The organism is Saccharothrix sp. DSM 118769 (assembly GCF_052936295.1).
In genome coordinates this window covers 6,383,023-6,396,304 of record NZ_CP193627.1, presented here as the reverse complement: position 1 = coordinate 6,396,304, position 13,282 = coordinate 6,383,023, and the positions used below count along the sequence as shown (strand labels likewise).

The following is a 13,282-nucleotide window of genomic DNA, read 5'->3' as shown; positions in this document are numbered from 1 at the left end:
CGCGCCACCGCGCACCCGCGCAACCACCATCGAACCGAGGTACCGACACGTGAAACCGTTGCCGCGCAAACCGATCACCGCCCCCGTTGCGACCGAGGAGACCTCGTGAGACGCGGGATCGCCGTCATCGCCGCGGGCGTCGCCCTGCTGGCCGCGGGAGCCGCGCAAGCCGTGCCGGGCGGGTCCGTCCCGCAGGGCGCGTACGGCTTCCTCGCCCGGATCACCGCGCCCGGCCAGGCGTGCTCCGGCGCCCTGGTCGACCCGCGGTGGGTGGTCACCGCCGCGTCCTGCGTGCCGCAGGACGGGCGGGTCGACGTCGCCGTCGGGAACGTCGACACCACCACCGGCGCGGGCACGAAGTCGGCCTCCGCCGGCGTGGTCCGCCACCCGGACCGCGACCTCGCCCTGGTCAAGCTCGCCACCCCGGCCACCGGCACCGCGCCGATCGCCGTCGCCACCGCGGCGCCGACCGCGGGCGAGGTGCTCAAGGCGGGTGGCTTCGGGCGCACGGCCACCGAGTGGGTGCCCGCCCGGCCGAGCCTGGCGACCTTCACCGCGTCCGGGACCACCGGCGCCGACCTGGCGCTGTCCGGTGACCGCGACACCTGCGCGGGCGACGCGGGCGGTCCCGCGTTCCGCGAGGTGAACGGCGTGCCGCAGCTCGTCGCGGTCAACCGGCTGTCGTGGCAGCACGGCTGCCTGGGAGTGACCGAGACCCGCGCGGGCTCCACCGGCACCCGCGTGGACGACGTGGCCGGCTGGGTCGAGTCGCGGCTGGTCGACCTGACCGCCACCGCGCTGCCGCGCCACGCCGTCGGCCTGACCTGGGCCCCGCGCGGTCACGGCTCGTTCGCCGTGCACGCCTCGCGGTCGGCCGACGTGCCGGTCGACGCGTCCACCCGGATCGCGACGGTGACCGGGGCGTCGTTCACGCATGCCGCGCTCCCGGCCGGCGAGACGTGGCACTACCGGGTCGTCGCCCAGGACGGCACCGCGTCGGTGGTGGCGTCCGCCACGACGCGGGTGCCCACGCGCAGCGACTTCGACGGCGACGGCTTCGACGACCTCGCGGCGGCCTACGACAGCGGGGACGACCGCACGCGCATCCCGGTGTGGCCGGGCGGCGAGGACGGCATCGGCGTCCCCGAGTACCGCTGGGACAGCGGCGCGGGCCAGTTCACCGCCGGCCGGGCACGCTGGCTCACCGGTGACTTCAACGGTGACGGCCGGGCCGACGTCGGGGCGTTCTACAACTACGCCGACGGTGCGACGAGCCTGCACGTGATGTACGCGACCGCCACCGGTTTCGCACCGTTCGCGGAGAAGTGGAACGGCGGTGCGGGCAACTGGCCGGCGCAGGGTGCCAAGCTCGCCGCGGGCGACTTCGACGCCGACGGCCGCACGGACATCGCGGCATTCTACGACCTCGGCGGCGCGCGCACCGCGCTGTACGTCTGGCGCGCGACCGCGACAGGCTTCGAGCCGCCGGCGCTCAAGTGGGACAGCGGCCCCGGCCAGTTCGACCACGGCAGGGCCGCGTTCGTCTCCGGCGACTTCGACGGTGACGGCCGCGTGGACCTCGCCGCGGCCTACGACTACTTCCAGGACAACACGTCGCTGTGGGTGTTCCCCGCCAACGGCGGCGCGTTCGGCCCGCCGGTGGAGAAGTGGTCCAGCGGTGTCGGCCAGTTCACCCACGGCCGGGCCCGGTGGGTGGCCGGTGACTTCAACGGTGACGGCCGGGCGGACGTCGGGGCGTTCTACAACTACGCCGACGGTGCGACGAGCCTGCACGTGATGTACGCGACCGCCACCGGTTTCGCGCCGTTCGCGGAGAAGTGGAACGGCGGTGCGGGCAACTGGCCGGCGCAGTCCGCGCGGATCGTCGCGGGCGACTACGACGGTGACGGCCGGGGCGACGTCGCGGCGTTCTACAACCTCGACGGCGGGGTCACCCGCGCCTACCTGTGGTTCGGCACCGCCACCGGTTTCGCCGCACCGGTGCAGCAGTGGGACAGCGGTCCGCAGAACTGGCAGGCGCAGGGGGCGAAGCTGCTGTGACCGCCAGGACGAGAGCCGCACGGCGTTCCGCGCCGGCCGCGGGTCTCACCGCGGCCGTGGCGCCGGGGCCGTCCCCGGCGGCACGACCGTGCCCGGCGTCTCGGCGCGGGCGGGGCGTGCGTCCTCGTGAAGTGACCGACGGGCGGGAGCCGTTGGCCCGCGCGGAGATGTCCACCCCTTTTTCGCACCAACAGATTCGGTGATCACCATGTTTCGTCTCGTTGCGGCCGGCGCGGTCGTGTTGTCCCTGCTGACCGGTGGTGCGGTGGCCCTCGGGCAGACCGGCGGCGACCAGCCCGCCACCGAGCAGTCGCCCCTGGTCGAGGACTTCTCCTACCCGGGCGCCGACGCGATCTTCGCCCGGCGCGGCATCCGCCTGGTCAAGGGCGACGGCAACATCACCCTGGTGGCGTGCGGCGGCGCCGGCCTGATCGAGGTGCGCCGCTCGGGCGCGGAGGACGTCGACGACGACCCCGACCCCGGCCACTACTGCTTCCAGGTGCGCGGCACGTCCGGCTACCTGGAGCTGGAGGTCCCGGACACGTTCCAGATCAAGGGCAACAACCAGGTGGTCAAGGCGACCGTGACGGTCGACGAGGAGACCAGCGACGTGTCCATCGAGAAGAACACGTGGACCGGCGTCGGGTACGGCGTCGGTGACGGCCCCGCCGTGCTGCTGGCGCTCAAGGTTTCCTGACCCTTCCGACCCCGCCCGCGGGCACCCGGCCGTGAGCCGGGTGCCCGCGGGCGGGCGCAGCACGCCCTCCGCCCGGTGCGGGCGGCGACGGTTTTCGACGAACGGGGGAGACACCGTGGTTACAGGCAGGCGCAGACACCTGCGCACCGTGGTCGCCGGGGTGCTGGCGACGTCGCTGGTCGTCATGGGCAACCAGGCCCTGGCGCAGGAGGACGCGACGGGTGACCGGGCCCAGGCGTTCGCGCTGCTGCGCGCCGGCGGCGTGGTCGTGTCCGCGCAGGCGGAGACGGCGCTGCTCGGTTCGGACGCCGACGTCCGGGAGTTCCTGGCCGCGCTGCCCGCGGCGCAGGAGGCCGACGACCGCATCGCCGTGCAGCGGCTGCTGACCGAGGGCGGCCCGGCCACCCGGGAGGCGGCCAACACCGCGCTGGGCAAGCCGATCCAGGACGTGCGGGCGTTCCTGGTGTCCGGCTGGAAGCGGCCGTGGCAGGACGACCTGCGGATCCGGGTGCAGCGGCTGCTCACCAGCGCCACCGGCCCGGTCGTGCGCACGAAGGCCAACGCCGCCCTCAACGGCGACGACCAGGCGCGGCTGGACTTCCTCGCCACCGGCTGGCGGCTGGCCCAGAACGACGACGACCGCATCACCGCGCAGCGGCTGCTCAACACCGGTGGCCCGGCGGTCAAGCGGGCCGCCAACATCGCGCTGTCCGGTCCGGTCGAGGACGTCCGCGAGTTCCTGACCACCGGCTACAACGTCGCCCTCCAGCGCGACAACGAGGTCGCGTCGGTCTCGCAGCTCACCCTGCTGGCGCAGAACGCCTCCGCCAGGGCCGGGCTCCAGAGCGAGATCGCGCTGGACGAGGCGGGTCGCGCGCTCGCCGCCGCGGCCGCCGCGAAGCAGGCCGCCGAGACCGCCGCCAGGGAAGCCGACGCGGCCCAGGACTCCGCCGTGCGCGCCGCGGCGGCCGCCGGTCGCGCCGCCGACGCCGCCGCGCGCGCCGCCGACGCCGCCCAGGTCGCCATCAACGCCATCGCCGCCGCCGTGGTCGCGGCCCGCGAAGCCGCCAACGCCGCCGCCCAGGCCGCGTGGGCCGCCTCGAAGGCCGGCGACGCCGCGGCCCTGGCCCAGGGCGCCGCCACCGCCGTCGCCCTGGGACGCGGCACGGTCGAGCAGGCGTCGGGCGCCGCGGTGACCGCCTCCCAGGCGGCCAAGGCCGCGCAGGACGCGGCCACCGCCGTCAGGCACGCCGCAGAGGTGGCCCGCCAGGTCGCCGCCGCCGCCAACGCGCTCGCCCAGGTCAACACCGACGCCGCCGCCGCGGCCCAGGCGGCGCTGGACGCCGACCGCTACGCGGTCGAGGCCGGCGCGGCCGCGGGACGGGCCCAGAACGCCGCGACCCGGGCCCAGCGCAACGCCGCCGAGGCCCGCCGCGCCGCCGCGGCAGCGGCATCGCTGGCCACCGAGGCGGCCAACCAGGCCGAGGAGGCCGAGCGCGCCGCCACCCAGGCCGCCACCCACGCCACGAACGCGGCCAACGCCGCCAACGAGGCGATCAAGCACGCGGGCGAGGCGGACGGCGCCGCGACCCGCGCCCAGAACGCCGCGGACGCGGCCCGCGTCACCGCGGAAGAGGCGCAGAAAGCCGCCGACCAGGCCGTCCGCACCTTCGAGGTCGCGCGCGCCGCGGACGCCCAGCAGCTCGCCGCCCGGGAGAGCCAGGCCACCCGGGACGCGCAGGACGCCCTCGCCGCCGAGAACGAGCAGGAGCGCAACGCCGCCCAGCGCTGGCAGGCGGGCAGGACCTACCAGCCCGACCAGGAGACCAGGGCGCTGCTCGACCGTGCCCGTGCCCAGGACACCCCGGCCGACACCGCGGCCACCGCGGGCCGCCAGGCCGCCCTGCGCCTGTGGCGCTCGGCCGGCCCGAACGTGGTCACCGCCGCGTCCCAGGCCCTGTCCGGCGACGCCACCACCGTGACCGCGTTCGTCCGGACAGGTGTGGACGCGGCCATCGAGCGGGACGACCGCGCCGGTGCCCGCATCGTCGGCGGCGCCTCGCTGCGCCCCGCCGAGCGCCAGGCCGCCAAGACCGCCGTCGAGGGCACCCACGACCAGGTCAAGACCTACCTGGCGACGCGCGCCTACCCGGGCCGCGCCGACGACGACCGCATCGCCGTCCAGCTCATCCTCAACAGCGGCGGCCCCGTCACCAGGGCGGCGGCCAACACCGCCCTCTCCGGAACCGCCGAGGACGTCCGCGAGTTCCTGACCACCGGCCAGTACAAGGCCGCCGAGGACGACGACCGCATCGCCGTCCAGGAACTCGTCAACGCGGGCGGCCCCGAGCTGCGCGCCGCGGCGAACGCCGCCCTGTCCGGCCCGTGGTCCTACGTGCAGGACTTCCTGCGGGTCGGCCAGTACCAGGCGTCGACCCGCGACTTCGAGGCCACCCACCACATCGCCATTGTCACCGGTTACCTGGCCGCGGCCTCCCAGGCGGCGGCCACCGCGTGGCAGCACGCCGCCACCGCCTCCGAGGCCGCCGCCACCGCCCGCAACGCCGCCGACGAGGCCGCCGCCTGGGCTTCGAAGGCCGTCGCCTCGGCCGACCGGGCACGGCAGGCCGCCGACGAGGCCCGGGTGTCCGCCGACAAGGCCGAGAGGTCGGCGAACGACGCGGCCACGTCCGCCTACACCGCCCGCCAGGCCGCGGCCACCGCGCAGCGCTACGCCGACGCCGCGTCCCGGTCGGCCGCCCAGGCGTCGGCGTCGGCGAGCCAGGCGGCCCTGTCGGCCGCCGCGGCCCGCACCGCGGCCGAGAACGCCCGCCTCGACGCCGAAGCCGCGGGCAAGTCGTTCGCCGCGGCCCTCCAGGCCCAGGTGGACGCGGACAACGCGGTCCTCGCCAAGCAGTCCCAGGAGCAGACCAGGCAGGCGGCGACGGGCACCCGCGCCTCGGTCGCCACCCTCCGCGACGCCGTCAACGAGGCGCTGGAGCAGGACAACCTGCCCGACGACCTGCGGCAGGAGCTGGAGCGGTACCGCGACCGGGTCGTGGCCCTGCTCGGCCTGATCGACCAGATGGCCGCGGGCACCCTGGAGTTCGTCCAGGAGCACGCGGGTGAGCTGATGGCCCTGCTCACGGACGTCCTCCAGATCGGCGCCGGACTCGGGGTCGCCGCTGCGGGCGTGGCGGCGATCGCCGGCGGGCTCGAGCTGTGCGCGGCCACGGTCGGCGGCGGCGCGGCGGCCGGTGCCGCCGTCGGCGCACCGGTCGGCGGTGTCGGGGCCCTGCCCGGTGCCGCCATCGGGTCCGTCGGCGGGCTCATCGCCTGCGTCTTCGTCGGCGGCGGGGCCATCGTCGGTGGCGCGGCCGCGGTGCTCGACGGCCTCGCCATGGCGATGGACGGCCTCGGCAAGGCCGCCCAGGACCTCAGGGACGGCCAGGCCGCGAACGCGGCGGGCGCCGCGCGCGAGGTCCGCGTCGCCGAGCTGACCGGCGGCCGGGTGGCGGGGTCCGCGGGCAAGGGGGACTACGAGATCATCCGTCCGGGCGTCGGCAAGACGGACGTCGACGTGCTCGGGCAGAACGGCGAGTACATCGCCGTCGGCGGCCCGAGCAAGGCGAAGGACCCCGCCAAGTTCGGGAAGGCGACGAGCATCCTGAAGTGGTGCGCGGACCGGGACGGCGTGGTCGCCAAGGTGTACTTCGAGGAGGGCACCCCGCAGAGCATCATCGACCTGGCGGCCCGCCACGTCGGGGTCGAGAACGTGCACATCTTCAAGTGAGGCGTCAATGGCAGACGGTTACGTCCACCTCTACCGGACCGATTGGTCACCCGAACGTGTCACGCAACGCATCGCGTCCGTGGAGGCGGCCGGTGGCACGCTGGAGAACCCGGACACCGGCCTGATCATCACCGGCGAGTTCGACGACCGGAACGAGCCGATCCCGGCGGACCGGGACCGGCTCGTCCGGGAGCTGGCGCTCGCCGACCGGGACACCGGGTCCGTCACCTTCTGGCTGGGTGCGCCCAACGACCTGTTCTACACGGTGCGCCGCGTGTCGCCGGACGTCGTGGTGGAGCAGTTCGACCTGGTCGGGTTCAGGCAGCCCGAGCCCTTCACCCACTCGGGCGTCGTGCCCGAGATGACCCAGGACGAGGTGATCCACCTGGTCCTGGGCTGGATGGGGGAGGTGGGCCAAGCGGCCGTCGGCCTGCTCGCCGACCGTTGGGGCGGCTCGCTGGAGATCGACCTGGACGACGTCGTGCTGGGCGGCCCGACGCCGGTGACCACCCGGCCCGACGTGCTGGTCCTGCGCCCGGAGGTGGCCGACCGGCACCCCGAGCTGGCGGACTGGGGACGTCGCCCGTACGGGCGGTTCGTCGCGTTCGACCCGACCGGCATCCTCGGCCCGGGGTGAGACCGGGGTGAACTGAGGGTCCACGGAGAGCGGTGTCCGCCGATCGGAGGCGGGCACCGCTCTCTCGTCGTGCTGGTCGTGGCCCGTCCACGCTGTGCCGGGACGGCACCGTCAACGGCCGCCGGACGATCGCGAACGGTCCTCCTCGGTGGCACCACCACGTCGCGCGACGGCCCGGCGCCCGCCGATCACCAGGCACACCGGCAGCGACAGCGAGGCGACCGCGGCCGGCACCAGCAGGCGTCGGGGGTCGACCAGGTCGCCGACGGTCCCGCTGACGGCGGCGCCCAGGGCCATGCCCACCTCGGGGATGAGGATGGCCGCGGCCGAGGCTCGGGCGATCGTGTGGATCGGCACGGCGGCGGGGATCGCGGTCATCAGGGAGGCGATGAAGAGGACGCCCGCGAAGCTGCCGACGCCCTCGTACCAGGCGAGGCCGACCACGGCCGTCCAACCCGGCCCGGCCAGCGGCAACGCCCACGTGGACGCGGCCATGAGCAGCAGGGCGAGCAGTGCGACGCGGGTGGTCGGCATCCGGCTCGCGAGTGCCCCGACCGACGCGCCGCCCGCGATGCCGCCCACCGCGCCGGCCGCCAGCAGCCATGCGTAGGTGCTCGGGGCGAGACCCAGTTCGCGCGTGGCGAAGATCGGCAGGACCGTGCTCACCACACCGTTCAACGCGGTCATCAGGAGTGCGCCGCAGGCGATCGGGGCCAGGGGTCTGCGCAGCACCACCAGGAATCCCCGCACCACGCCGGCGAGCCCGGGGTCCTCGTCGGTCCGCGTTCGTGGGGGGGCCTGGACCGGGCCGCGCAGCAGCAGGGCGGACGCCAGGTAGGTCACCGCGTCGAGCAGCAGCACCACGGGCGCCGCCAGGAAGCGCAGCGCCACCCCGGCCAAGCCGGGGCCGGCGACCTGGGCGAAGCTGGTGACGGTGCCGATCAGGCCGTTGGCCCGGGCAAGGGACCCGCGGTCGACCAGGTCGACCACCACGGGCACGGCGTACGCGGTGAACCAGCCGGTGAACGCGGATGTCACGGCGGTCAGCGCGATCAGCGACCAGACGGTGAGGTGGCCCGTCCACCACGTCACCGGCACGAGGCCGACGGAGGCGAAGCGGCCCAGCTCCAGCAGCCGGAGCGCGGTGGTGCGCCGGGTGGACCGCTCCGCCGCGACGGCCGCGAGCAGCCGGGCGACGGGTCGGACGCCGTAGGTGACGGCCGGCGGGACGCCCACCTGGCCGGTCGTGGCACCGAGCACCACGGCCGCGATGAGCGGCACGACCGCGTCGCTCACCGCGGTGCCCAGGGCGGACTGCCCCCTGACGGCGGGGTAGCGGTGGAAGACGGCGGCGTGCCGCTCCCGGCTCACTCCCGCTGGGTGTGCCACTGCCCGTCCTTGCCGCCGTTCATCGAGGCGGCTTCGACGCGGGCGGCCTCCAGCAGGCCCAGCACCTCCCAGCGGGCGGCGCCGGACACGATCATCCGGAGGTCCGCGCCGGTGGGGGTCAGGCACTCCAGGACCACCACGGCCTTCACCGCCCGCCAGTCGTCGGGCAGGCTGGGCATGGTCAAACCGAACACGTGCTCGGTCGGCATCTCTTCCACCGCGGTGCCCCGTTCCCCGGCGGCGAGCGCCGGTGTTCCCGATCGGTCGTCAGTTCTCGCGGAGCACCAGGCACTGCTCGACGGTGAGGGCGCAGCAGTCGCCGTCGATGTCCTCGTCGTTCACGCCGTCGGGGTGCGGCGAGCCGTCGTCGCGGGGTTCGGCGAGGTCGACCGGTTCGTCGTCGACGTCGGTCGTGACGAGTCCGCCGAACGCGATCAGGTCGAGGTGGATCTCGCAGAAGTAGTCGACGATCTTGATGTCCTGGTTGTGCTGCCCGAAACCGATGTGCACCCCGGGAACCCGTTCGTTGATGTGCGAGTTCATCGGGATCAGCGAGGTGACGCCGGAATTGGTGCCGAACCCGAGTTCGCCGACGCGCCGGGCGTGCGGCAGGTCCCGGCACAGCTCCAGCAGGCGGGACACGTCCGGGCTGGCGCAGGTGAAGTCGACAGCGGTGCTGTCCACGACGTCGACGGTCACCGGGTGGTCGCGCAGGCGGGCGTCGAGGCGCGTGAAGACGTTGACGTTGAACGCGGCGTCCGCGACGAGGGTGCCGTTGACGCGCGTCGGGAAGGTCGCCACCTCTCCGGGCGGCAGGATGGGGAAACCGCTGCCGCCCTTGACGCCGCGGTTGCTGGTCCACTGGTAGCGGTCGTGGTCGAACTCGACGCTCAGGTCCGAACCGCTGGGCGTGGTGATGCGGGCCGAGCCCGCGGTGCGGAACCGGCGCAGGAGCGTGGATCAAGGAATTGTGCGGTGATGATTTCCGCAATTCCGCGTGACGGAGGACAAGGGCGGGATGTCGGGGTCCGGGACGCCGGGAACACCCGCACCGAGGGGCGGCAGCGGCGTCGACGCGCACCCGCCGGGAGCCTCGTCCACGCAGGTCGAGGGCATGGGAGCCCGTGGGTCCGAAGTGCCTGGGGAGTGGTGGCCACCCGCCGTGAAGGCGGGCGGCGCCCTGTCGTTCGTCAGCCGCTCTGGGCGTGGGTGGTTCCCTTCGGGTGGTGGCGGCGCAGGTTGGCGGCGAGGACGCGGTCGAGCGTGCGGTCGGACAGCACCCGGGTCAGGCGGGTGATCAGGGCGGCGTCCCGGCCGATGGTGTAGCGGGTGCGCGGTCTGCGGGTCGTCACGACCTTCGCGATGACGCGGGCGGCGGCGTCGGCGGTCAGGCCCGACGCGGTGCCCGAGGCCATCAGCGCGTTGGTCGCCTGGACCAGGTCGCCGTAGCGCTCCTGCTGCTCCGGCGTCATCTGCGCGGCCAGGTCGTTCGCCGTCGCGATCCCGCGGGTGGCCATCTCCGTGCGGACGCCGCCGGGCTCGACCACGACCACCTGCACGCCCAGCGGCGCGACCTCCCGGCGGAGCGAGTCGCTGACCGCCTCCAGGGCGAACTTCGCGCCGGCGTACGCGCCGTACGTGGCCATGGCGACCTTGCCGCCGACCGAGCTGATGTTGACCACGCGACCCTTGCTGCGCAGCAGCGCGGGCAGGAGCGCCCGGGTGAGGGCGACGTGGCCGAACAGGTTGACCTCGAACACCCACCGCCACTGCGCCATGGGCAGGGCTTCGACCGGGGCGTTCACCTGGATGCCGGCGTTGTTGACGAGCGCGTGCAGTGCGCGCGGGTCGTCGGCGACCCGCGCGGCGAGCGCTTCCACCTGCTCGGGCTCGGTGATGTCGAGGATGATCGGCTCGACGCCGGCCGATCGGATGGCGTCCGCGTCGCGGTCGCGCCGCACGCCGGCCAGGACGTGGAACCCCCGGCGGGCCAGTTCGCGGGCGGTCGACGCGCCCATGCCCGTGGAGGCCCCGGTCACGACGACCAGCCCTTGATTTTCAGATGACATTGTCACCTTGACGACGCTACCAGTTCAGATGACAACGTCAACTGTATGATGGGCGTCATGGCCACCCGTGCGGAGTCCGCCGCCGCCACCCGCCGCGCCCTGCTCGACGCCGCCGCCGAACTCCTCGACCTCGGCGGCCCCGAAGCGGTCACCCTGCGCGAGGTCGGCGCGCGGGCGGGCGTGACGCGGGGAGCGCCGTACCGGCACTTCGCGGGCAAGGACAGCCTGCTGACCGCCGTCGCGGCCGAGAGCTGGGAACGGATCGGCGACCGGGTGCACGCCCTGCGTGCCGACCCGGCCCTGTCGGCCCCCGAGAAGCTGCGCGGCGCTCTCCGCGCCCTCATCGGCGTCGGCCGGGACCAGCCGCACCTCTACCAGGTGTTGTTCAGGCAGCGCGGGGACCGTCCCGGGGAACGCGGTGACGGACTCGAACGCGTCCGGCTCCACCTGTGCGGACCGGAGGGCGACCCGGCCGCGGCCGTCCGCGCGGCCGGACGCTTCCAGGACGAGTTCCTGGCCATCGTCGCCACCCTCGTGGGGGAGCGGAACGCACCGCACTACGGCGCCCTGCTGCTCAGCAGCGCCCACGGCATCGCGGGCATGGAGCTCAGCGGCCACCTCGGCCCGGACAAGTGGCGCACCACCGCCGACGAGCTCGTCGACACCCTCGTCCGCATGGTCGCGGACGCCCGCTGAACGACGTGCCGCTGCACGGGACCGCGGCCAAGGCGCTGCCGATCGACGGTGGTGACGCGATGTTCCGCGACGGCGTGCACGAGGTGGTGGAGGAATGGGGGTCGTGCGTGCCGGGGCGTCCTGGTGTCCGCACCTCATCCTGTCGGCCGGCCACTTCCACGACGATCACATCGGTTCACCGGTCAACGTCCTCGGTCGTGAGGTGGCGCAGGTGAAGCACCACCTGTGGACCACACCGGGTGCTGCGTACCTGAACAAGGAGCACTCCTGCGCCGATAAGACGGCCTCCGGGCACACCTCCACCCCGCGGAGGTACCTGTCCCACGCGAGCCGGAAAAACACCGCGCCGTGATCCACGAGGTGCGGCCCGGCGAGCTTGACGGGTTCGGCGGGCGTTCCCAGGGGCGGCGCAGGTCGGCCACCAGTGGGCGGGCCGGGCGCAGTCGGGTGTGGGCGGCCAGGATCGCCAGGTCCAGCGGTCGGCGGCTCGCACCCGTCCACGTCCGCGCCCGCCGCACGGCGCCCACGGCACGTTGTGCCGCGTCAGGTGGTTCTGCTGACCGGCACCCGTGCGAACTCCGGGCCGTGGGTCGCGTTGTGCGGCAGGACCCACGGCCCGGGGCCGTTCAGTTGAGGATCGACCAGTCCGGCGAGCCGAACGTCACCGTCGGCCGGGCTCTGTTGTTGTCGTCGTGCCAGGCCAGGAGTGCCTCGATGGTCGTGTAGCCGACCGTCGTCCGGGCACCCGGCCCGAACGACTTCTGCAGCGGGGCGGGCCAGAAGCTGATGACCTGCGCCCCGGTCGGGTGTTGAGGGCTGATCATCGGGCCCTCGGTGTGGACGCCGGTCGCCATCGCCACGTGCGCCAAGCCGTCGAACAGGACGATGTCGCCCGCGACCGGGGTGCCGACGGTCCTGCCGGTGTAGGGGAGCAGCACGCCGCCCATCAGCCGCGTGGTCAACTCCGCCTCGAAGTTGTGGGGCCGTTCGCCGTAGGCCACCCGCAGTTTGTGCGTACTGGTGATCTGGCCGTCCAGCATGACCGCGAGCAGGATCACCTCCCAGCAGTTCACCGTGGTCGAGGGGTCGCCGAACGGGAACGTGTCGGAATCACCGTCGATCAGCCGGACGAAGGCGTTGCCGCCGCCCGGTCCGGACGGGACCCACGAAAGCTTCGGCGCGCTTTCCGCGAGCTTCCTCATGGCGCCGAACGCGGTGAGCTGCCGGCCGGCCAGGTCAGCCGAGTCCACCGCCCTCTTCACGCTGCCGCGCAGCTGCATCCGGCACGCCAGGACCGAAGCCTCCTCCCCGGCGTGGTTCCGGACCTGCGCGTACTCCTCCGTCTTCTTGATGTCGTCCGCGGTGATCTTCGGCAGCCCGAGTAATTCCGAGAGTTTCACATGTCCTCGCTTGGCGTCGGCGGTGTGTCAGGTAGTCGTCCCGGGGCGAGCCGCCGTTACGATGTCCGCCGGACACCCCGCGTTCCACCTTCCGGTTGGTCGCGCCTCGCTCATCCGGGGGTTCACGTGCGTGATGTCGATGAGCTGTTGTGTGCGGACGCCTACGCGGGCTGTCCCGACCCGGCGGCTGCGCTGTCGCTCGGCACGTGGACCGTGGTGTTCGAGCCGAACGGGTTCGAGAGGTTTGCTCGAACCCGCAGATGTGGAAAATTGCCCATCCCTGCTTTCGTTCAGCGGAAGAAAGTGTCACCGGTTCACGTCGTCGAGCAGCAGTGCCAGGACCGACTCTTCGTGCACCGCGACCCGGCGCTCGCGCATCGCGCCGGCCAGGCCGGATTTCGGCTACGGCACGCTCCCGGAACGCCTGCAGGTCGACCTTCGTCACCTCGCGTGCCCTGCTCGCCGCTGCTGCGCGACTGGGAGGACTGACCGGACGACACCTGGCAGGCAGAAGCGCCCGCCACCCCGGCCGCCCACCCT

Annotated in this window: 11 protein-coding genes; 6 read left to right on the top strand and 5 right to left on the bottom strand. The window is 73.9% G+C overall.

What is annotated here, in order from left to right:
• The first annotated feature begins 105 nt into the window (after positions 1-105).
• The 4 genes from ACRAKJ_RS27005 to ACRAKJ_RS26990 all read left to right on the top strand — a co-directional run bounded on the left by ACRAKJ_RS27005 (position 106) and on the right by ACRAKJ_RS26990 (position 7,188).
• A complete protein-coding gene (locus ACRAKJ_RS27005; RefSeq protein WP_438925465.1) occupies positions 106-2,061 on the top strand; it encodes an FG-GAP-like repeat-containing protein in 1,956 nt (651 codons plus the stop codon).
• 208 nt (positions 2,062-2,269) lie between these two features.
• Positions 2,270-2,758 carry a hypothetical protein gene (locus ACRAKJ_RS27000; protein ID WP_438925464.1) on the top strand — a complete coding sequence of 163 codons (489 nt, stop codon included), beginning with the start codon at positions 2,270-2,272 and terminating at the stop codon, positions 2,756-2,758.
• A 115-nt stretch (positions 2,759-2,873) separates the two neighbouring features.
• Positions 2,874-6,551 carry an ALF repeat-containing protein gene (locus ACRAKJ_RS26995; RefSeq protein ID WP_447008708.1) on the top strand — a complete coding sequence of 1,226 codons (3,678 nt, stop codon included), beginning with the start codon at positions 2,874-2,876 and terminating at the stop codon, positions 6,549-6,551.
• A 7-nt stretch (positions 6,552-6,558) separates the two neighbouring features.
• A complete protein-coding gene (locus tag ACRAKJ_RS26990; protein ID WP_438922876.1) occupies positions 6,559-7,188 on the top strand; it encodes a hypothetical protein in 630 nt (209 codons plus the stop codon).
• Positions 7,189-7,299: 111 nt separating this feature from the next.
• Here the strand turns inward: ACRAKJ_RS26990 and ACRAKJ_RS26985 are convergent, their stop codons facing one another.
• The 4 genes from ACRAKJ_RS26985 to ACRAKJ_RS26970 all read right to left on the bottom strand — a co-directional run bounded on the left by ACRAKJ_RS26985 (position 7,300) and on the right by ACRAKJ_RS26970 (position 10,646).
• The gene (locus ACRAKJ_RS26985; RefSeq protein ID WP_438922877.1) at positions 7,300-8,577 is read right to left on the bottom strand and encodes an MFS transporter; all 1,278 of its coding nucleotides are present in this window, start codon (positions 8,575-8,577) and stop codon (positions 7,300-7,302) included.
• The gene (locus ACRAKJ_RS26980) at positions 8,556-8,786 is read right to left on the bottom strand and encodes a hypothetical protein (protein ID WP_438922878.1); all 231 of its coding nucleotides are present in this window, start codon (positions 8,784-8,786) and stop codon (positions 8,556-8,558) included. The genes ACRAKJ_RS26985 and ACRAKJ_RS26980 overlap by 22 nt, the downstream gene beginning before the upstream one ends.
• Positions 8,787-8,844: 58 nt before the next feature.
• Positions 8,845-9,378, bottom strand: a complete 534-nt coding sequence (locus tag ACRAKJ_RS26975) for a hypothetical protein (RefSeq protein WP_438922879.1) — start codon at positions 9,376-9,378, stop codon at positions 8,845-8,847.
• A 389-nt stretch (positions 9,379-9,767) separates the two neighbouring features.
• On the bottom strand, positions 9,768-10,646 hold the full coding sequence (locus ACRAKJ_RS26970; protein ID WP_438922914.1) for an SDR family NAD(P)-dependent oxidoreductase: 879 nt from the start codon (positions 10,644-10,646) through the stop codon (positions 9,768-9,770).
• Positions 10,647-10,703: 57 nt separating this feature from the next.
• On the opposite strand from ACRAKJ_RS26970, the gene ACRAKJ_RS26965 reads away from it, so the two are divergent.
• Positions 10,704-11,342, top strand: coding sequence for a TetR family transcriptional regulator (locus ACRAKJ_RS26965; RefSeq protein ID WP_438922880.1), 639 nt, complete (start codon positions 10,704-10,706; stop codon positions 11,340-11,342).
• A 626-nt stretch (positions 11,343-11,968) separates the two neighbouring features.
• Here the strand turns inward: ACRAKJ_RS26965 and ACRAKJ_RS26960 are convergent.
• The gene (locus ACRAKJ_RS26960) at positions 11,969-12,742 is read right to left on the bottom strand and encodes a hypothetical protein (RefSeq protein ID WP_438922881.1); all 774 of its coding nucleotides are present in this window, start codon (positions 12,740-12,742) and stop codon (positions 11,969-11,971) included.
• Between the two features lie 126 nt (positions 12,743-12,868).
• Between ACRAKJ_RS26960 and ACRAKJ_RS26955 the strand changes: the two genes are divergently transcribed.
• The gene (locus ACRAKJ_RS26955) at positions 12,869-13,231 is read left to right on the top strand and encodes a hypothetical protein (RefSeq protein WP_438922882.1); all 363 of its coding nucleotides are present in this window, start codon (positions 12,869-12,871) and stop codon (positions 13,229-13,231) included.
• Positions 13,232-13,282 lie beyond the last annotated feature (51 nt).

What these genes read in the sequence shown, in the direction of transcription:
- ACRAKJ_RS26970 (WP_438922914.1), bottom strand. Translation starts at nt 10,646, where the DNA reads ATGTCATCTGAAAATCAAGGGCTGGTCGTCGTGACCGGGGCCTCCACG.
- ACRAKJ_RS26965 (WP_438922880.1), top strand. Translation starts at nt 10,704, where the DNA reads ATGGCCACCCGTGCGGAGTCCGCCGCCGCCACCCGCCGCGCCCTGCTC.
- ACRAKJ_RS26990 (WP_438922876.1), top strand. Translation starts at nt 6,559, where the DNA reads ATGGCAGACGGTTACGTCCACCTCTACCGGACCGATTGGTCACCCGAA.
- ACRAKJ_RS26980 (WP_438922878.1), bottom strand. Translation starts at nt 8,786, where the DNA reads ATGCCGACCGAGCACGTGTTCGGTTTGACCATGCCCAGCCTGCCCGAC.
- ACRAKJ_RS27000 (WP_438925464.1), top strand. Translation starts at nt 2,270, where the DNA reads ATGTTTCGTCTCGTTGCGGCCGGCGCGGTCGTGTTGTCCCTGCTGACC.